At 69.0% G+C, this 18141-nt stretch carries 20 protein-coding genes; 13 read left to right on the top strand and 7 right to left on the bottom strand.

The features are described from left to right. Positions 1–94: 94 nt before the first annotated feature. Complete coding sequence (locus ABD736_RS11275) at positions 95–1810, bottom strand: acyl-CoA dehydrogenase family protein (protein ID WP_344791863.1); 1716 nt, start codon at positions 1808–1810, stop codon at positions 95–97. Between the two features lie 173 nt (positions 1811–1983). Beyond that, the gene (locus ABD736_RS11270; RefSeq protein WP_344791862.1) at positions 1984–2874 is read right to left on the bottom strand and encodes an oxidoreductase; all 891 of its coding nucleotides are present in this window, start codon (positions 2872–2874) and stop codon (positions 1984–1986) included. A 127-nt stretch (positions 2875–3001) separates the two neighbouring features. Between ABD736_RS11270 and ABD736_RS11265 the strand changes: the two genes are divergently transcribed. The 8 genes from ABD736_RS11265 to ABD736_RS11230 all read left to right on the top strand — a co-directional run bounded on the left by ABD736_RS11265 (position 3002) and on the right by ABD736_RS11230 (position 11293). Beyond that, complete coding sequence (locus ABD736_RS11265; protein ID WP_344791861.1) at positions 3002–3586, top strand: TetR/AcrR family transcriptional regulator; 585 nt, start codon at positions 3002–3004, stop codon at positions 3584–3586. 86 nt (positions 3587–3672) lie between these two features. After that, complete coding sequence (locus ABD736_RS11260; RefSeq protein WP_344791860.1) at positions 3673–4692, top strand: LacI family DNA-binding transcriptional regulator; 1020 nt, start codon at positions 3673–3675, stop codon at positions 4690–4692. Between the two features lie 110 nt (positions 4693–4802). Further along, positions 4803–6101: an ABC transporter substrate-binding protein gene (locus ABD736_RS11255; RefSeq protein WP_344791859.1), complete on the top strand. Its 1299-nt coding sequence runs from the start codon at positions 4803–4805 to the stop codon at positions 6099–6101. Positions 6102–6105: 4 nt separating this feature from the next. Next, entirely contained in the window at positions 6106–7077 is a 972-nt protein-coding gene (locus ABD736_RS11250) for a carbohydrate ABC transporter permease (protein WP_344791858.1), read from the top strand. Then, on the top strand, positions 7077–7925 hold the full coding sequence (locus tag ABD736_RS11245; protein WP_344791857.1) for a carbohydrate ABC transporter permease: 849 nt from the start codon (positions 7077–7079) through the stop codon (positions 7923–7925). Before ABD736_RS11250 ends, ABD736_RS11245 begins: the two co-directional genes overlap by 1 nt. 49 nt (positions 7926–7974) lie before the next feature. Beyond that, positions 7975–9036: a glycoside hydrolase family 130 protein gene (locus ABD736_RS11240; RefSeq protein ID WP_344791856.1), complete on the top strand. Its 1062-nt coding sequence runs from the start codon at positions 7975–7977 to the stop codon at positions 9034–9036. After that, positions 9036–10925, top strand: coding sequence for a hypothetical protein (locus tag ABD736_RS11235; RefSeq protein WP_344791855.1), 1890 nt, complete (start codon positions 9036–9038; stop codon positions 10923–10925). Before ABD736_RS11240 ends, ABD736_RS11235 begins: the two co-directional genes overlap by 1 nt. Before the next feature lie 77 nt (positions 10926–11002). Then, positions 11003–11293: a DUF1905 domain-containing protein gene (locus ABD736_RS11230; protein ID WP_344791854.1), complete on the top strand. Its 291-nt coding sequence runs from the start codon at positions 11003–11005 to the stop codon at positions 11291–11293. Here ABD736_RS11230 and ABD736_RS11225 read toward each other — a convergent pair. The 3 genes from ABD736_RS11225 to ABD736_RS11215 all read right to left on the bottom strand — a co-directional run bounded on the left by ABD736_RS11225 (position 11271) and on the right by ABD736_RS11215 (position 12837). Further along, positions 11271–11501, bottom strand: a complete 231-nt coding sequence (locus tag ABD736_RS11225; RefSeq protein ID WP_344791853.1) for a hypothetical protein — start codon at positions 11499–11501, stop codon at positions 11271–11273. The genes ABD736_RS11230 and ABD736_RS11225 overlap by 23 nt on opposite strands. Before the next feature lie 53 nt (positions 11502–11554). Next, positions 11555–11728 (bottom strand): hypothetical protein, encoded by a 174-nt coding sequence (locus ABD736_RS11220; RefSeq protein WP_344791852.1) that lies wholly within the window; start codon positions 11726–11728, stop codon positions 11555–11557. Positions 11729–11805: 77 nt separating this feature from the next. Further along, entirely contained in the window at positions 11806–12837 is a 1032-nt protein-coding gene (locus ABD736_RS11215; RefSeq protein WP_344791851.1) for a serine hydrolase domain-containing protein, read from the bottom strand. A gap of 253 nt (positions 12838–13090) precedes the next feature. On the opposite strand from ABD736_RS11215, the gene ABD736_RS11210 reads away from it, so the two are divergent. The 5 genes from ABD736_RS11210 to ABD736_RS11190 all read left to right on the top strand — a co-directional run bounded on the left by ABD736_RS11210 (position 13091) and on the right by ABD736_RS11190 (position 17337). Further along, positions 13091–13381, top strand: coding sequence for a hypothetical protein (locus ABD736_RS11210; RefSeq protein ID WP_344791850.1), 291 nt, complete (start codon positions 13091–13093; stop codon positions 13379–13381). Continuing rightward, positions 13378–14466 (top strand): hypothetical protein, encoded by a 1089-nt coding sequence (locus ABD736_RS11205; protein ID WP_344791849.1) that lies wholly within the window; start codon positions 13378–13380, stop codon positions 14464–14466. The genes ABD736_RS11210 and ABD736_RS11205 overlap by 4 nt, the downstream gene beginning before the upstream one ends. Next, entirely contained in the window at positions 14463–15446 is a 984-nt protein-coding gene (locus ABD736_RS11200; protein WP_344791848.1) for a DUF6188 family protein, read from the top strand. The genes ABD736_RS11205 and ABD736_RS11200 overlap by 4 nt, the downstream gene beginning before the upstream one ends. 194 nt (positions 15447–15640) lie before the next feature. Then, positions 15641–16447, top strand: coding sequence for a nuclease-related domain-containing protein (locus ABD736_RS11195; protein WP_344791847.1), 807 nt, complete (start codon positions 15641–15643; stop codon positions 16445–16447). A gap of 71 nt (positions 16448–16518) precedes the next feature. Then, entirely contained in the window at positions 16519–17337 is an 819-nt protein-coding gene (locus ABD736_RS11190; RefSeq protein WP_344791846.1) for a nuclease-related domain-containing protein, read from the top strand. Between the two features lie 63 nt (positions 17338–17400). On the opposite strand, the gene ABD736_RS11185 is transcribed toward ABD736_RS11190, so the two are convergent. Together ABD736_RS11185 and ABD736_RS11180 are read right to left on the bottom strand one after the other, a co-directional pair. Continuing rightward, the gene (locus tag ABD736_RS11185) at positions 17401–17637 is read right to left on the bottom strand and encodes a TM2 domain-containing protein (protein ID WP_344791845.1); all 237 of its coding nucleotides are present in this window, start codon (positions 17635–17637) and stop codon (positions 17401–17403) included. Positions 17638–17713: 76 nt separating this feature from the next. Beyond that, positions 17714–18130: a very short patch repair endonuclease gene (locus ABD736_RS11180; RefSeq protein WP_344791844.1), complete on the bottom strand. Its 417-nt coding sequence runs from the start codon at positions 18128–18130 to the stop codon at positions 17714–17716. Positions 18131–18141: the final 11 nt, after the last annotated feature.

Genomic DNA, 18141 nt, shown 5'->3' with positions numbered 1-18141 from the left:
TGGAGAGCCCGCGCGAGGCTCGCACCGCCCCCGTTAGCGTGTCGCGCATGAAGCGGGTGCCGTGATGCGCACCCGCGTCGTGCACGCGGCACCTTCAGGCGCGGGCGACCATGGCGGCGAGGTCGATGCCGGTGGGCAGGCTGCCGAAGAGGGCAGACGGGTGGCCGATGCGCGCGGCGACGAACGCGCCCGCCACGGGGATGGGCGCGTAGCGCAGCATGAGGGATGCTTCGAGCAGCACTCCGAGCCGTTCGGTGAACTCCCGTGCCCGCAGCTCGGCCGCGCCGCTTCCTTCCTGCAGCATCCCCCGCAACCTGCGAGCGAGGTCCTGAACCGCATCCAGCTCCTCGTCGAACAGCTGGAAGTCGCCGCGGGCGATGCCGACTTCGGTGAAGAACGCGTGAAAGCTCTCGGGCTCGCGGGCGAGCGCGCGCAGCACGTCGAGGGCGATGACGTTGCCGCTGCCCTCCCAGATGGCCATCACCGGCTGCTCGCGATAGCGGCGGGCCAGCGGGAACGCCTCGGTGTAGCCGTTGCCGCCGAGGCATTCCAGGGCTTCGTAAGCGTGGGCGGGGCCGCGCTTGCAGACGAGGTATTTCGCGACGGCGGTCGCCAGGCGGCGGAACGCCAGCTCGCCGGCATCCCCCTCTGCGTCCTCATCGTGCGCACGCGCCAGCCGCATCGCGGTGAACGTCGCGGCCTCGGCTTCGAGCTGCAGGTCCGCGATCACGGCGGTCATCGCGGGCTGGTCGATGAGGGTGCGGCCGAACGCCGAGCGGTGGCGCACGTGCCACGCCGCCTCGGCGACCGACTGGCGCATGCCCGCGGCGGTCCCGATGACGCAGTCGAGGCGGGTGCGACTCACCATCGGCAGGATCGCCCGCACCCCGCGGCCTTCCTCGCCGACGAGCCAGCCGATCGTGCCGTCGAACTCGACCTCGCTCGAAGCGTTCGAGCGGTTGCCGAGCTTGTCCTTGAGGCGCTGGATGAGGAAGGTGTTCCGCGTGCCGTCCGGCAAGGTGCGCGGCACGAAGAAGCACGACAGCTTGGGCTCCGGCGAGTCCGCCCCGGTCTTCGCGAGCACGAAGAACGCGTCGCTCATCGGAGCGCTGCAGAACCACTTGTGGCCGGTGATGCTGAACGAGCCGTCGGCGTTCGGCGTGGCACGAGTGGTGTTCGCGCGCACGTCCGACCCGCCCTGCTTCTCGGTCATCGCCATGCCGAACAGGGCGGTCGGTCTCCATTCGGCTCCTTCGTCGCCGAGTCGACCAGCGAGGTCGCCGCTCGCCGGTCGACTCGCCGAAGGCGAATGGAGACTCGGCACGTAGTCACGCGACATCGCGCGCGCCCACCACTCATCGCGGCCCGGAAGATCAGCAGCCTTGAGGATCGCCGCCCCGGCGTGCGTCATCGAGATCGGGCACGCATGGCCGGGCTCGACCTGCGCGAACAGAGAGAACATGGCTGCGCGGTCGACGGATGCCCCGGGCTTCGGCTCCGCCCACGCGGAGGTGTGCGCTCCCCGCGCGATCGCGTCGCCGATCACCCGGTGGTAGGCCGGGTGGTATTCCACTTCATCGATGCGGTTCCCGTGCCGGTCGTGGGTGTGCAGCACCGGCTCGTGCGTGCCCGCGAGCTCGGCGTCGCGCTGGAAGTCGGCGGAGCCGACGAGGGCCCCCGCTTCCGTAAGCAGTGCGGACGCGGCATCCGTGCCCCAGATCTTCACCGCGTCGACCAACGCGGCGTTGCTCTCGAACTCGTTCACGTCGACCCGATCGGGCGCCTGATTGAGGACCTCGTGCGTGATCACCGGCGACCACCTCCGGTGTCGAGGCTAGCCAGCGGCGCGCGCCGGGGCGGCACCTTGCGTCGGATTCAGATCGGGCAATCCGCCGCAAGTCACCGCGTTTTGTACAAAACGCGTAAGGGGGAATGTGCCACCCCGGCACGCGGCACGCGGAGCGCTGGGGGCATGGGCGACGGTCAGTGCGTCTCGGCGTGCACCGGGTCGGCGAGCTGCTCGATCGCGTCGAGCTCGGCGACGACCTCTGCCGGCAGCTCGAGCGCGGCCGCCGCGATGTTCTCGGCCAGGTGCGCGCGGCTCGACGTGCCGGGGATGAGTGCGATGTTCGGCGAGCGCTGCAGCAGCCAGGCGAGGGCGACCTGCTGCGGCGAGGCCTCGAGCCGCTCGGCGACCGACGCGAGCACCCCCGACTGCAGCGGCGTGAAGCCGCCGAGCGGGAAGTACGGGACGTAGGCGATTCCGAGCTCGGCCGTGCGGCGAAGCATCCCCTCGTCATTGCGACGCACCAGGTTGTACAGCGACTGCACGCCGACGACGGGGGTGATCGCGAGCGCCTCGCTGAGCTGCGCGTCGGTCACCTGGCTGAGCCCGAGGTGGCGGATCTTGCCCTGCTGCTGCAGCTCGACGAGGGTGCCCACGAGGTCGGCGATCGGCTCCTCGACGGTGGCCTCGGGCGAACCCATGCGCAGGTTCACGACGTCGAGCGTCTCGAGCCCGAGGTGCTCGAGGTTGTCGTGCACCTGGGCCACGAGCGAGGCCGGCGTGCGGTCCATGTTCCAGGCGCCGTCGGGGCCGCGCGAGGCGCCGACCTTGGTGACGATGTGCAGCTCGGCGGGGTACGGGTGCAGCGCCTCGCGGATCAGGTCGTTCGAGACGTTGTAGCCGTAGAAGGCGGCCGTGTCGAGATGCGTGATGCCGGCCTCGACGGCGGCGCGCAGCACGGCGATCGCCTCGTCGTGGTCGCGCGGCGGCCCCCACACACCGGGGCCGGGAAGCTGCATGGTGCCGTAGCCCATGCGCGTGATCGTGAGGTCGGGGGCAAGGCTGAGGGTTCCACCGGGAAGAGTCATCGGGCTCTGCTTTCTCGTCGCAAGCTAACTATCTGGTTAGTCAGAGGCTACGACCGGACTAACCATTTAGTCAAGACGTACGATGCAAGGACGAGAGCGTCGATGAGCGAGCAGAGAAGGGGCCGGGATGCCTGAACCGGAGCAGTCCGCAGCGGGCGCCGGCCGCGCCGAGGCGACCAGGCAGCGCATCCTCGAGGCATCCTTCGCCGAGTTCTCCACCTACGGCTTCGCCGGCGCGCGCGTCGACCGCATCGCGAAAGCCGCCGGGTGCAACAAGAACCTGATCTACATCTACTTCGGCAGCAAAGAGGGCCTCTTCGACGCGACGCTGCGCAGGCGGCTGCGGCGCGTGTCGGAGGAGAACCCGCTGACGCCCGGCGACCTCGCCGAGTTCGCGGGCAGGACCTTCGACTACGTGATGGCGCACCCCGAGGTCATCCAGCTGACGGCCTGGACGACGCTCGACCCCGACACACCCGATCCCGCCACACACGGCGAGGGCGTCGGCGCGAAGGCTGCGATGCTGCGCGCCGCCCAAGACGCGGGCGATCTGACGGATGCCTGGGACCCGGAGTTCCTCATCACCTTCGTCATGTCGCTCGCGACCGCGTGGGTGCCGGCGTTCCCCTATGGCTCCCCCGGCCTCGACCACGCGCGCATCCGCGCCCAGATCGTCGCCGCGGTCGCCGCGGTGCTCGATTCGCGACCCTGACCCCAACGGGGTTGACGCCCGCCTTAAACCGCTTTAGGTTTCTTGAACCGGTTTAAGCCAACGGAGGCGACCGGCACCGACACATGATGCGCAAGCCAACGATCGACGACGTCGCCCGCGAGGCAGGGGTGAGCAAGGGGCTCGTGTCCCTCGCGCTCAACGGCCGCCCGGGCGTCTCGGCCGCTGCCCGGGAGCGCATCGACGCGGCGGCGGCCGAGCTCGGCTGGCGGCCCAGCACGAACGCGCGGTCGCTCGCGATGAAGCGGGCGTACTCCCTGGGCCTCGTGGTGCGCCGCGACCCCTCGACCTTCGAGGCCGATCCCTTCTTCGCGGCCTACGTCGCCGGCGTCGAGAGCGTGCTGGCGGCCCACGGCCAGGTGCTCGTGCTGAGCGTCGTCCCCGACCACGAAACCGAGACGCAGACCTACCGCCGCTTGATCGCCGACCAGCGCGTCGACGGCTTCCTGCTCACCGACCTGCTCGAGAGCGACCCGCGCATCGAACTGATCGCCGGCCTCGGCGGCCGCGCCGTGACGCTCGGCCGGCCGCAGGGCGAGAGCCCATTCCCGGCAGTGACCAGAGACTATGCATCCGGAATCGAGTCGCTGCTCACGCACCTCGCCGAGCTCGGCCATCGCCGCGTCGCGCACGTCGCCGGCGACGAGAACATGCAGCACGCGCGCACGCGCCTTGAGCGCCACCGAGAGGTGGCCGATCGCCTGGGGCTTGAGACCGTCGTCGAGCACACCGACTTCTCGCCGGAGCAGGGCATGGATGCCACGCGGCGCCTGCTCGCCCGACCCGACCGCCCGACGGCCATCGTCTATGCGAACGACCCCATGGCGTTCGCCGGGATCGCGGTGGCACACGAGCTAGGGCTCGACCTTCCCGGTGAGCTCTCGATCGCGGGAATGGACGGCTCGGACATGGGTCGGTTCGTCTACCCGACGCTCACCACTCTTGACAATGACCCTGCCGGTTGGGGGCGCGCCTCGACGCAGGCGCTCCTCGACCTCGTCGAGCGGGGGCAGGCGGCCGACGTGCCGCTGCCGCCCGCAGCCCTGATAGTCCGCGCGTCGACAACAGCGCCGACCGCCACCGCCTAGAACCAACAGCGCACCACTCGATCCGCGGCAGCACGCCTGCCCGCGGCGGTGATCGGTGTGCCCGAAACCGGCCGAACAGGCCTGGAAAAACGTCAACCAAGGAGGATCCAATGCAATGTCGCACCTGGACTGCCGCCGCAGCCGCGGCGATCGGAATCGCAGCGCTCACCCTCAGCGGGTGCTCAGGCGGAGGCTCCGGCTCGGCCTCGGACGCCATGAAGAAGCACGGCCCCATCACGATCTGGTACTCGAACAACGAGCAGGAGGTCGCGTGGGGCAAGGCGATGGTCGCCGCTTGGAACGCCGACCACCCCAAAGAGAAGATCAAGGCGCAAGAAGTGCCCGCGGGCAAGAGCACCGAAGAGGTCATCGGCGCCGCGATCACCGCCGGCACCACCCCGTGCCTGGTGCTCAACAACCTGCCCGCGGCCACCGGCCAGTTCCAGAAGCAGGGCGGCCTCGTTGACCTGTCGAAGTTCCCCGGCGCCGACAAATACATCGAAGACCGTAGCGGGAAGGCGGTCGCCGACCAGTACAAGTCGGCCGACGGCGACTTCTATCAGATGCCGTGGAAGTCGAACCCCGTCATGATCTTCTACAACAAGACCATCTTCCAGAAGGCGGGTCTCGACTCCGAGAATCCCAAGCTGTCGACCTACGCCGACTTCCTCGCCACGGCCGAGAAGATCAAGTCGAGCGGCGCCGCGCCCTACGCGATCTATCCGTCGCCGACGAGCGAGTTCTTCCAGCCGAACTTCGACTTCCTGCCGCTGTATGCCGCAGAGTCCGGCGGCACGCCGCTGATCAAGAACGACAAGGCGACGATCAACAGCCAGGCCGGTAAGGACGTCGCGCAGTTCTGGAAGACGATCTACTCCGAGGGCCTCGCCGGCAAGGAGCCCGTGCAGGACGACGCCTTCGCCTCGGGCAAGGCCGCGATGGCGATCGTCGGCCCCTGGGCGATCCCGGTCTACAAGTCGGTGAAGTGGGGCGAGGTGCCCGTGCCGACGAAGGACGGCAAAAGCCCCGACCAGATCTACACCTTCCCCGACGCCAAGAACATCGGCATGTACACCTCGTGCAAGAACCAGGGCACCGCGTGGGACGTGCTGAAGTTCGCGACCAGTGAGGACCAGGACGGCAAGCTGCTGCAGACCACCGGCCAGATGCCGATCCGCAGCGACCTGCAGAGCACCTACGCCGACTACTTCGCAAAGAACCCCGCCTACAAGGACTTCGCGAGCCAGGCCGACCGCACGGTCGACGACCCGACCGGGCCGAACACCGTCGCGACGCTGCAGGCGCTGCGCGACTTCTACACGAAGGCCGTGATCTCGGGCCAGGGTGACCTGGATTCGCAGCTCAAGGATGCGAGCAAGCAGATCACGCAGACGTGGACGAAGAAGTGATCGGATGTCTGTGAGTCACACCGTCGGCACGGTCGGCCCAGGCGCGCAGCGCACGGGCCGACCCCCGGGCGAGGCGCCGCTGCGCAGGCATCCGGTTCATCTTCGAATCCTGGGGAAGAATCCGCTGGGCTGGCTTTTCAGCGCGCCCTATCTCGTGTTCGTGCTCGTGATCTTCGCCTACCCGCTGGGTTTCGCGATCTACATGTCGTTCTTCGACTACTTCTTCGCGGCGCCCGGCGCGCAGGTGGACCGGCCCTTCGTCGGGCTCGCGAACTACGCGCAGGTGTTCACCGACCCGAAGGTCATCCAATCCTTCGGCAACGTGCTGGTGTTCCTCGTGATCAACGTGCCGCTCACCGTCGTGCTGTCGCTGCTGCTCGCGACCGCGCTCAACTCGGTGGTGCACGCGCGCACGTTCCTGAGGGTGAGCTACTACGTGCCGTATGTCACGGCGAGCGTCGCCGTCGTCGGAGTGTGGCTGTTCCTGTTCAGCGGCCACGGGCTGGTGAACCGGATTCTCGGGCCGCTCGCGCCCGACCCGTCGTGGCTCGTCAACTCGCACCTCTCGATGCCGACGATCGCGCTGTTCGTGACGTGGAAGCAGCTCGGGTTCTACATCCTGCTCTACCTCGCCGCGCTGCAGAACGTGCCTGGGGAGCTCTACGAGTCGGCGGCCACCGACGGCGCGGGCAAGGTGCGCTCGTTCTTCTCGGTGACCGTGCCCGGCGTGCGGCCCGCGACCGTGCTGGTGCTGCTGCTGTCGACCGTCATCGGGGCGAACCTCTTCACCGAGCCGTACCTGCTGACGGGCGGCGGCGGACCGAACGGCGCGTCGTCGAGCCCCGTGCTCGTGATGTACCAGCAGGGCATCGAGCAGGGGCACCCGGGCTACGCGGCGGCGATCGGCATCGTGCTGGTCGTCTTCGTGCTGATCATCGCGTTCCTGCAGAACCGCTTCGCAGGGGGGAACGACTGATGCGCGCCACATCACTCAGCCGAGGGCAGGCGATCCTTCGCGGGGTCGTACTGACCATCGGCGCGATCGTCTTCCTGTTCCCGTTCTATTACATGGTCATCGGCTCGCTGCAGAAGGCGCCGGACACGACCGTGGCGGGCGCGTTCCCCGAGCCGGGCAACCTGACGTTGAGCAACTTCGCCGACATCAACAGCCGCATCAACCTGCTCACGGGGCTGATGAACTCGGGCATCTTCACGGGCGGCGTGCTGCTGTGCACGGTGGTGTTCGGCATGCTCGCGGGCTATTCGCTCGCGGTGCTGCAGTGGCGCGGCCGGGGCACGACCTTCGCGCTTGCGCTGCTGGTGCAGGTGATCCCGTTCCAGCTGCTGATCATTCCGCTCTACGTGCTGATCGCGCGCGACTACGGCCTGGCCGACAGCTACCTCGGCATGATCCTGCCATTCGCGATCAACTCGACGGCGGTGATCATCTTCCGGCAGTACTTCCTGCAGGTTCCGAAGGAGCTCTTCGAAGCCGCCCGCATCGACGGCGCCGGCGAGTTCCGCCTGCTGTGGCGCGTGGCGCTGCCGCTCGTGCGGCCGGCGCTCGTGACCGTGCTGCTGCTCGTGTTCATCGGCCCGTGGAACGAGTTCCTCTGGCCGTTCCTCATCACGAAAGAGGCGAGCATGCAGCCGCTCGCGGTCTCGCTCGCCAACTACATCAGCAACGTCGCGGCGACGGCGGCGAACCCGTTCGGCGCCGTGCTCGCGGGTGCCGTGGTGCTGGCAGCGCCCGTCGTCGTGCTCTTCATCGTGTTCCAGCGCTACTTCATCTCGACCGATATCGGCTCGGGCGTGAAGGGCTGAATTTGCCGGCACGGATGCCTGAGGCATCCGCAACCCACAAGGAGAACTCATGACTTCCTTCCCCTACTCGCTCACCCGCCTCGGCCTGCTCATGGCGCCAGAGCCCGGCAATGAGCTCGAGGTCGAGGGCGTGCTCAACCCCGCCACCGTGCGCGGCGCTGACGGCTCGCTCTATCTGCTTCCGCGGCTGGTGGCTGCCGGCAATGTCTCGCGCGTCGGGCTCGCCAAGATCGAGCTCAAGGATGCCGTCCCTGTCGGCGTCTCGCGCGAGGGAGTGGTGCTCGAGCCCGATCGCTCGTGGGAGCACGGCGCGCAGAATGCCGGCGTCGAGGACCCGCGCGTGACCTTCCTGCCCGCGCTCGGTCTGAACGTCATGACCTATGTCGCCTACGGGCCGCTCGGGCCGCGCACCGGCATCGCGGTCTCGCCGGACGAGCGCTCGTGGAAGCGGCTCGGGCCGGTCACCTTCGAGTACGACGACGAGCAGGGGTTCGACCTCGGGCTCTACCCCAACAAGGACACCGTGTTCTTCCCCGAGGTGGTCGCCGACCCCGACGGCGTGCCGTCGTTCGCCGTGCTACACCGGCCGTCGTGGGACCTCGAGGGCATCCGCCCCGGCGAGGTCGCCCGCCCGCCGGCAGGGCTCCCCGATGAGCGCGCCAGCATCTGGATCTCGTTCATGCCGGTCTCCGCGGTCGAAGAGGATCTTGGCGCCCTCACCTGGTGGCGCAAGCACCGCGTGGTCGCGACGCCGCAGTTCCCGTTCGAAGAGACCAAGATCGGGTCAGGGCCCGCGCCATTGCGGGTGCCCGAGGGGTGGTTGCTCATCCACCACGGCGTCGTCGGCGACATCGTGCCCGGCGTCGACCAACAGAAGAACGTGAACTACGCCGCCGGCGCGATGATCCTGGATGCCGACGAGCCGTGGCGCGTCGTCGCTCGCACGGCCGAGCCCCTGCTCTCGGCCGAGAGTGAGGACGAGCGCGAGGGCATCGTCGCCAACGTCGTCTTCCCCACCGCCATCGAAGAGATCGATGGCCGCCAGTTCGTCTTCTACGGCATGGCCGACGCCAAGATCGGCGTCGCCGAGCTGCACAGATCGGAGCAATGATGCTCAAGCCCTTCCTCACGGCGGTCGCCGCCGCAGCCCTCTTCGCCACCCCGGTGGCGCCGGCCCTCGCCACCACTCCATCGACGCATGCGCCGGGTCAGACATCCGTCACCAATCTCGCCCACCTCGACTCGCTGCTCGACAGCGTGCCGCTGCGCGCCGGGGTTGCCGGCCACACGACGTACCGCCTGGCGGCCGAGCCGACGGCAGAGGCACCGTGGGTCTACGCGAACCACCAGGCCGACGGCTCGTTCCAGCGCGTCGGCGGCGGCGCCTTCGACCCGGAGACCGGCTACTACGGCCAGGGGGCGTTCGACGCCGACGACATCGCCCGCGCCGCGGTCGTCTATGTGCGCGACTGGCAGCAGAACCACACGGCCTCGAGCCGTCGGCACGCCTACGAGCTGCTGCGCGAGCTGACCTATCTCCAGACCTCGAGCGGGCCGAACGCGGGCGACGTGGTGCTGTGGCAGCAGTCCGACGGCACGCTCAACCCCACGCCGACGCCCGCGGACTCCCCCAACCCGAGCGACGCCGGCGAGTCGTTCTGGCTCGCGCGGACACTCTGGGCGCTGGGCGAGGCGGCGCCGGCGTTCGGGTCCGCCGACCCGTCGTTCGCGCGGTTCCTCGGGCAGCGGTACGCGCTCGCGCTAGCTGCACTGAACCGCGGATCGCTGACCCGCTACGGGCAGTACGACGTCGCGAACGGTGCGCGCGTTCCCGCGTGGATCGTCACGCAGAGCACCGCCGCGACCACCGAGGCGACGCTCGGCTTGAGTGCGTGGTTGAAGGCGAACCCGAGGGATGCCGCAACCCGAACGGCCCTCGGAAAGGAAGCGGCAGGGCTCGCGGCCATGGCCGTGGGTTCGCCCGGGACGTGGCCCTTCGGCGGATTCCTCGCGACGACCACCTCGCGGTCGATGTGGAACGGCTGGGGCGGCGAGGCGCCCGCGGCTCTGTCGGCGGCGGCCGCGGTGCTCGGCCGCCCCGACTATCAGGCCGTCGCCGAGCGCGCGGTGCGGAACTTCATTCCGCAGGTGCTCACCACCGGCGGGCCTGACAACGGCTGGACTCCCACACCGTTCGACCAGTCGCAGATCGCCTATGGAGCGGACTCGCTCGTCGAATCCGCGCTCACCGTGGCGTCTCATTCGCACGACCCGTCGCTGCGCCGGCTGGCCGGAGTGGCCGCGGCGTGGTTCTTCGGCGCCAACCGCACCAACTCGCCGCTGTACGACCCGGCCACCGGGGTCTGCGTCGACGGGGTCGCCGGCAACGGCGACGTGAACCGCAACTGCGGCGCCGAGTCGACCATTCACACCGAGCTCACGATGCTCTCGCTCGACGCGCACCCCGACGTGCGGGCTCTGGCGACTGCGGGCACCTCGGTGGTGTCGCGGACTGGGCTCGCGGTCGTCGAAGCCGAATCGGGCACGCTCGCCGGTGGTGCGACGCTCGCGTCCCCCGCTTCCGCGTGGACGGGTTCCGCCAACTGGTCCGGGTCGTACGTGCAGGCTGCAGCCGGCGCGAGCGTGACGATTCCGGTGTCGGCCGACCGCGGCGACGTGGTGCACCCGGTGGTGAACCTCGCGGCGGAGCCCACGGGCACCACGGCATGGACCGCAACGCTCGCCCCGGGTCGCGTCGTTCCGCTGGGCTCGACGCCGAACGGCGGCCTCGGCGCCCAGGGCATCGCCGCGACCTCGAGCGCGCTGCTGCCGCTGACCCTGCCGCCGCTGCCCGCCGGCACGGTGGCCGTCACGGCGCGAGTCACCTCAGGCTCACTGCAGCTCGACGCCCTGCTCGTCCAGCCGGCGGTCGCTCACCTCACCCTGCCGAACCTCACCCTGACGGCCCCAGCGTCGGGAGGTTTCACGATCACCCGCTGATCCGGCCCGCGTTCGCCATCGTCACGTTGGTCGACTCGGCGAAGCCGAATGGAGACCCTCTGCTTTACGCTGACCCCATGCCCTACGAGTTCACCAGCGAGCTCTACGAGTGGTCGGTCCGCAGCAACTGGTTCTTCGTCGACCTGCCGACCGGCGTGAGCGACGAGATCACCGCGCTTCCCCTGATCCCCGGCGGATTCGGCTCTGTCAAGGTCGAGGCGACGGTGGGCCACGTGACGTGGCGCACCTCGGTCTTCCCGGACGACAAGCGCGGCACCTTCGTCCTCCCGATCAAGAAAGAAGTGCGAGCCCGCAACTCGCTCGTTGCGGGCTCGCCGGTCGAGGTCACCCTCGAGGTTGTGCGATAGGCGCTGCGTGAACGCCTGACCTCGGGCCGAGACCCCTGCGCCCAGCATCCGGGTCGCCTGCGCCGAACGCCTGTGCGACGCGCTCCGCAAGCCGATGCCAGTGCTCGTTGGCGTGCTTCTGCTTCGTGTATTTGGCCTGCTGCCGAAGCTCGAGAATCCAGTCGGCGTACTCGACCTCTTCGGCGCGGGACATGGTGTTGTGCGACACGGCCCCCTCCTCAAAAAACGTGACCGATGCGGCGCTCTGCCTACTCTTCGAGGCTACGAACGACCACTGACATTGGTGCGGACGAGCGGCGACCGGAAGGCCGCGAACACCGTCTCGTGCCGCGACTGCGACAGTCGGCTCTTGGCTGCGCGCAGTTCGCGCTGGAGCTGCTTCACCGCTTCGGCGGCGTCGACGGGCAGCTCGATGGTGTGGTCGTAGCGAGACATTTCGATTCCCCTTTGAGTGCTTTCCCGTCCCTCTAGCGTGAGAGGGCCCACCGACATTCGGTGGCTGGCTGCTTACGTCAAGGGGTCGAAGCCAGCGCGTCGATCACGACATCGGAGAGCCGGGAAATGTGATCGAGGCCAGAACGGCGCGGAAGGATCACGCTGTTCAGCCACACCATGAGCGTGTCGTTCTCGGGGTCGGCCCATGCGTTGCAGACCGCGCTGCCGTTGTGGCCGAACATGCTCTCGTTCGCGCGCGTTCCCATGGGGCGCACTTGCCGGGGAAAGCCGAGCTGGAAGCCGGTGCCCCACCGCATGGTGTGCCCGATCACGCGATCGAGCTCGCCATCCGCCGACGCCTCGCGCGCTGCGGCGATGACCTCGGCCGGAATGACGCCGTCCCCGCCGCACAGCAGAGCCCGATAGAACCGGGCCAAATCGCGGGCCGTGGTCTGGATGCCCGCCGCCGGTATCACCGCCTCGCGCACCGTGCGACGGTTGAATGCCGCTTCGCGTATATGTTCCACGGGGTGCCCGGCCCGCAGCGGAATGTGCCGGCTCCAGGCATCCCTCGTGAGCGCGAGATGGGTGTCTGCGAGACCGAGCGGGCGCGCGAATTCGTCGTCGATGAAGCGGTCGATCTCGCGCCCATCGACGCGGCGCACGAGCTCGCCCAGCGTGAACCCGAAGCTGAGCAGTTCGTACGCGACGACGTCGCCGGGCGGGTAGCGCAGGTGCGCTTCTTCCGCTGCCTGAACGGATGCTTTCCAGTCGGCCATGCGCACGGCGTCGCCCACCGCCCACCCGCTCGAATACGGCGCCCCGCTGCGGTGGGTGAGCACGTGCCGGACTGTCACCCGGGACTTTCCGTTCATGGCATATTCGGGCCAGTACTCGGCCACGGGGGCGTCAAGCTCGAGCTCACTGCGATACGCGAGTAGGTGCACCGCGAGCGCGGTGAACGGCTTGCTGACGCTGAAGGTATAGAAGAGATCGCTCGGGCCGGCGCCGATGAGCTGCTCGAAGACGATGTCGTCCCCGCGCATCACGATGATCGACGAGGCGTGCCCGCGCGCACGTGCGACGCGGCCGACATCATCCCAGGTCACGTCGATCTCCGATCGTTGAGGAGCACGTCCCCTCCCGCTCGTTGAGGAGCACGCGGAGCTTGCGGCCCTTCGAGACGCGGCGCTTCGCGGCGCTCCTCAGGATCCGCGCGCGTCTCGAAACGACGCCCCAACCCGCGCCCCGACACAATGCCGCACGATCTTCCCCAGCACAACCGGCGAAGCATCCGATCTGTCCCCATTTCGGCACTTGGGGCCCTCGGCCAGTCGCCGCGCCTCTCTAACGTCCTCAGCCATGACGACGCGAATGGATGCGCCCACGGTCGCCCAGCTGGTGGCTCGACTGCGCTCGGCTTCGGCTGCGGCGGGCGACGCCGAGCAGGCCGCGATGCTGGCGTTCGAGGGACTCTTGGCGAAGGCGGCCCCCTACCCGGACGTGCACGCGGCGCTGGCGCAGTACTGGCAGGCGCGCACGGGCAGCGGCACCGCGATCTGCGGTCACATCGGCCAGGTGGCCGAGGCCCTGTCTGAGGCTGCGGACGAGCTCGAACACGACGACCAGATCGTCACCGGGATGCTGACGTGAGCGCCACTCTGACGGTCGTCGACTTCGGGCCGCTCGCCGACGCTGCCGCCGACTACCGGCTGGCAGTGGGGCGTCTCGAGGCTGCGGCGGCTGACGCCGAGACGGCGTGGAAGCAGCTGCCCGCCGCGCTCGATTCGCCGGGCACGCAGCTTGCTGTCGGGCGCTATGTCGGGCCGGCGCACCAGCTCTCCACCGCTCTGATGAACGCGGCGGATGTCTTGCACAACGTGCTGCAGACAGAGGTCGAGCCGCTGCGTGCGCTCTCGCGCCCGCCCGAACCGGACCCTCTCGACCTCAGTTGGCTCGACGGCGCGGACGCGGCCAATGCGGCCCGCGCCGAGGCGCTGGCTGCCGCCGAGGCGGCGTGTGCGGCGGCGATCGCGGCGATTCGCGGCGGAGAAGCCGGGTCGGTCGACCTGCCGTGTCCCACCACTCCTTCGGCGTCGCCGATGCACGTCGCGCCGGTCAGCATGGCAATTCCGATCTCGCCCAGCGCCGGCTTCCCCGCCTTCGGCGCCGGAGCGATCGACGCGGGTGCCGCGGCGGCTGCCGGAGCCTTCGCCCTGCTGGGCGTCGTCGGGCTGATCCTCTCGATGGGCGGCTCGACCGACGCGGCCGTGCCCCGCCGGAAGCGCCGCCCCGGGCCGGACGCGATCGAGGGCAAGGACTTCGTGATCACCCCGTATCAGGAGTGCTCGCCGCTCTTTCACGGCCCGGGGTGCCAGGACCACGAACTGGGTGTGGATAAACCCGGCGATGAACCGTTCACCGGTGACAAGGTGAAGGGCGATGAGCCGCCCGGCGAGATGCCCGGCACTGAGTCCGACTGGACGCAGAGGCTCGCCGACAACGGGCACGGCCAGGTTTACAAGGCGCCTGACGGAAGGGAGGTGCGGGTGATGGACCCCGCGAAGACGGCGGAGAAGGAATACGACCGCCGCTACCCGAACGGCTATGTCGTGTTCAAGCGACCCGGGGAACGCCCGCTCGACCTGTCGGGCAAGCCGAGCCGCATCGCAGACGACACACACATCGTGCGCAACCCCGACGGCAGTTTCCCGATCCCCGAAGGATGGAACCAGTGACGAACGACACCGAACGCGATCTGCGACTCGACCGCGCCAGCAGCCCTGTGTCTGGCGTCCTCTTCTCAGAGTGGTCCGTCGAAGTGGAGCTTGGGGACTCCAGCCTGATTCTGCGTGCGCCGTTCGGGGTCACCTGGGCCGACGGTTCGGTGGCTCCCTTCGACCCGCGCAGCGTCGCGAGCAATCCCGACGCCGCCCGGCTGCTGTCGGAACTGCTGGGGGCGAAAGTGACGCGCTCGGTGGCCGGCGTCGAGCGCTCCTATCTGCAGGTGGAGTTCGACAACGGCGCACGCATTCACTTCGAGCCGGCGGACTCCGGTTGGGAGGAATGGGAGGTGCGCGACTTCGAAGACGTCCTCTACATCGGCCTGCCGCACGGCGAGACCGCCTGGTTCACGCCGGCGCCGAAGCAGGCGGCAGGGGCAACGTCGAAGCAGCCCTCGACTGCGGCCGGCGCGACGACCACTCCCGAGACTCCGGCGCCGGCGCCCGCGCCCAGCCCGGCGGCCGATGAGCCCGCGTGGTACGACGGCGATGAGCCGCGCGTCATCGACCTCGAGATCAGCGACCACATCTACGGCGTGACCATCTTCGGCGCGAGTGTGCAGCTCGAAACCCGTGGCGGCTCGATCTATCTGGCCGGTCCGTTCCAGGTCACCGATTCCTCTGGCGAGGTCTTCGAGTTCGACCCCACCCGGCTGCGCGATGACACCGTCGCCGGCGCGATCCTCTCCGTTCTCATCGACCGGAAGATGGGCCAGATCACGCTCAAGCCCGACACCAGCGAGCTGACTGTGACTCTGGCGTCTGGTGCCGGACTTTCGTGGAAGGCCTCGAGCGCGGCGCAGGCGCAGTTCTCGGCGAAGCTGCGCAACGGCCGCCAGTTCTGGAGCAAGGGCGACGGCACCATCTACTGGTTCGGCGGCCCAGAGGGCACCCAGCCGAAGTTCCTCGTCGGCGGCCCGAAAGCGACCGACTGACGCGCAGCTCGCCCCCAACCGAACCGAGTCAGCGAAACGCCCACGATGCGCCCGCCGATGTCGGTGGCGCGCCGGACAATTGCCGCGAAAGAAGGCGGGCAACCGCATGGCACACCGAACCACGCGTGACCCCCATGAGAGGGGCCCCGGTGTTGGGACTGATACTCCCGCCGGGGCAGACGTAGGACTGTAGCGTGACCGATCTGCGAGGGGCGAACAGCGCGACGGCCGCGGCGACCTCGCTGCGGGCGCATCCGGCTGCGGCATCCGCGATCGCGTCGTGCCTCAACGCGCAGGCAGAATCCCGGCCCCGCACCCTCGTCGGTCGCACCTTCGGAACGAGCCCTCTTTCTGAGGCATCCCGTCGCCCCTACATCGAGGCCCTCGGCGAACTGCATGTGGCTGATGAGCTCGACAAGCTCGGCGCCGGCTGGGTCATCCTGCACGACGTTCCCTGCGGCGAGCGCGGCGCGGTCATCGACCACCTGGCGATCGGCCCGGCGGGCGTCTTCGCCATCACCGTCGCGCACCAGCAGTCCGACGCGGTCGCCGTGCACGGCGAGCTGCTTGAGATCAACGGCCTCGCTCGGCCCCACCTCGCGCTCGCGCGCGACCTGGCGACCGAAGCGGCCGTCAGCCTCACCCACGCGGCCGGCTGCAACGTGCCGGTGCGTGGTCTCATCGTCTTCATCGCACCGCAGTCGCTGTCGGTGCGCGACGAGCCCGACGACGTCGGCGTCGCGAGCGACCGCTCGTTGCTCAAGTGGCTGGCCGGTCGCGAGCAGGTTCTCGACGGCGCGATGGTGACGGCGATTGCGGATGCCGCCGCCGAGCCCGCCACCTGGCGGGGTGCCGCCCCGCGCCGCACCCCGAGCTACGACAGTGCGGCCTTCGACGCCCTGTGCGTCGAGGTGCAGCGCGCCTGGCTCGCCCGCGGCTTCTGGAGCACCGCTCTGATCGCGGCCGTGGCCATCACCGCGGTGCAGCTCTTCAACCTCTGAGCGCCCGCGCCGCCGTGTGCTCCCCGAAGTGGGTCTGCGGCCGCCGCGCTTGCCAGGAATAGACAGGACGAGTGACCGACCTCACCGAGTCCGCGCGTACTGAACTGCGTGCGGGGCGGCCGGCCGCGGCATCCGTCATCGCCGCGTGCCTGGCCGAGCAAGCCAAGCTGTTGCCGCGCAGGCGGCTCGCCGACATCCTCGGCATCAGTCCGCTCGCCGACGACGCGGTGCCCTGGTACACGGGCGCGATCGGCGAGCTGGCCGTCGGGCGCGAGCTGGCGCGCCTCGACGCGAGCGAGGGCTGGGTTGTGCTGCACGCGGTGCGCGTCGGCACGCGCGACAGCGATATCGACCACGTCGTGATCGGCCCTGCCGGAGTCTTCACCATCAACACCAAGCACCACGCCGGTCAGCGCGTCTCGACGGGGCGCAGCCAGATCTTCGTGAGCGGGCAGGCGAAGCCGTACGTCAGGAACTCGGTCTTCGAGGCCGAGCGCGCGTCGAAGCGGCTGACCGACGCGGTCGGATTCCCCGTGACCGCGCGCCCGATCCTCGCGTTCGTCGACCCGAAAGCGCTGGCGGGCAAGCGCGAGCTGGATGGCGTCCACCTCACGAGCGCGACCGGCTTGGTGCGCTGGCTCACGAAGCAGCCGGCGATCTGGGGGCCGGATGTCTCAGCCGCCGTCACCCGCGCCGCCGCGCTCCCCTCGACCTGGCGCGCCGGCGACGCCGACTGGTCGTCGGACGACGCCAACCTCGCGGCCTTCGCCGAGCTGCGCGCGAAGGTCACCGCGATGGCCCGAGTCCGAGCCCTCTGGGCGCTCGGCGGTGCCGCGGCCCTGCTCGCGGCGAGCTGGTCCGCGATCGAGCTCCTCGGGCACCTCGCGTAGCTGCTCGATGGTTGAGGAGCACGCGGAGCTTGCGGAGCGCGCGTCTCGAAACCCTCTCCTGCCCTAGCGGATCCCGACCGCGCGGCGCGCATTCACCGTCTTCGTCTGCGACGGCAACGTGAACAAATCGACGATCGTCCCGATCCCGAAGACCCCAACGGTCAACAGCCACAGGATGCCTCGCCCGAACTTCCCCAGATAGAAGTGCTGCAGCCCGGCGATCCCGAACAGCCCGAAGATCCAGAACACATACGCGACCCCAAGCGACTTCGGCTTGAGCGCCCGGCGCGGATACGACATGCACCCACGCTAGGCGTGATGGCCATCGGATGCCACACGCCGGAAGCGCCCCGACTTCGCGGAATGTACCCCTTGATCAAGTTGAGCGCACGGCCAATGCAATCGCGATGGCGACTTCAGCAGCGTCTTCGTGCTCCCAAAATCGCAGCACGGTCCACCCCGCCGCACCTAAGCGGGCCGTAGTTTCGAGGTCACGCGCTCGGTTTGCCGCTACTTTGGCGTCCCAGAATTCCATGTTCGACGCCGGGCGTTGATAATGCTCAGCGCAACCGTGCCAGTAACAGCCGTCTATGAAGACGGCCACTTTCGCTCGGGTAAATGCGATGTCAGCGGTTCGCCGAGGCAGCACCGTGTAGTTGACCCTGTAACGGAGACCCGCAGCATGCAGGAGCCGGCGGACCGCGAGTTCAGGCTTCGTGTCACGCCCTTTGTTGCTTCGCATCGAGCGCCGGACGCTCTCCGACGATGCCCATGATTCGCGTTCGACAGCCACTCTTCTATGGT

The organism is Gryllotalpicola daejeonensis (genome assembly GCF_039538145.1).
GTDB classification, from domain to species: Bacteria; Actinomycetota; Actinomycetes; order Actinomycetales; family Microbacteriaceae; genus Gryllotalpicola; species Gryllotalpicola daejeonensis.
This window is presented reverse-complemented; position numbering and strand designations above follow the sequence as displayed.

Bases quoted from the DNA above. Each gene is read 5' to 3' on its own strand.
- ABD736_RS11270 (WP_344791862.1), bottom strand. From the start codon at position 2,874: ATGACTCTTCCCGGTGGAACCCTCAGCCTTGCCCCCGACCTCACGATC.
- ABD736_RS11265 (WP_344791861.1), top strand. From the start codon at position 3,002: ATGCCTGAACCGGAGCAGTCCGCAGCGGGCGCCGGCCGCGCCGAGGCG.
- ABD736_RS11260 (WP_344791860.1), top strand. From the start codon at position 3,673: ATGCGCAAGCCAACGATCGACGACGTCGCCCGCGAGGCAGGGGTGAGC.
- ABD736_RS11255 (WP_344791859.1), top strand. From the start codon at position 4,803: ATGCAATGTCGCACCTGGACTGCCGCCGCAGCCGCGGCGATCGGAATC.
- ABD736_RS11250 (WP_344791858.1), top strand. From the start codon at position 6,106: ATGTCTGTGAGTCACACCGTCGGCACGGTCGGCCCAGGCGCGCAGCGC.
- ABD736_RS11245 (WP_344791857.1), top strand. From the start codon at position 7,077: ATGCGCGCCACATCACTCAGCCGAGGGCAGGCGATCCTTCGCGGGGTC.
- ABD736_RS11240 (WP_344791856.1), top strand. From the start codon at position 7,975: ATGACTTCCTTCCCCTACTCGCTCACCCGCCTCGGCCTGCTCATGGCG.
- ABD736_RS11235 (WP_344791855.1), top strand. From the start codon at position 9,036: ATGCTCAAGCCCTTCCTCACGGCGGTCGCCGCCGCAGCCCTCTTCGCC.
- ABD736_RS11230 (WP_344791854.1), top strand. From the start codon at position 11,003: ATGCCCTACGAGTTCACCAGCGAGCTCTACGAGTGGTCGGTCCGCAGC.
- ABD736_RS11220 (WP_344791852.1), bottom strand. From the start codon at position 11,728: ATGTCTCGCTACGACCACACCATCGAGCTGCCCGTCGACGCCGCCGAA.
- ABD736_RS11210 (WP_344791850.1), top strand. From the start codon at position 13,091: ATGACGACGCGAATGGATGCGCCCACGGTCGCCCAGCTGGTGGCTCGA.
- ABD736_RS11185 (WP_344791845.1), bottom strand. From the start codon at position 17,637: ATGTCGTATCCGCGCCGGGCGCTCAAGCCGAAGTCGCTTGGGGTCGCG.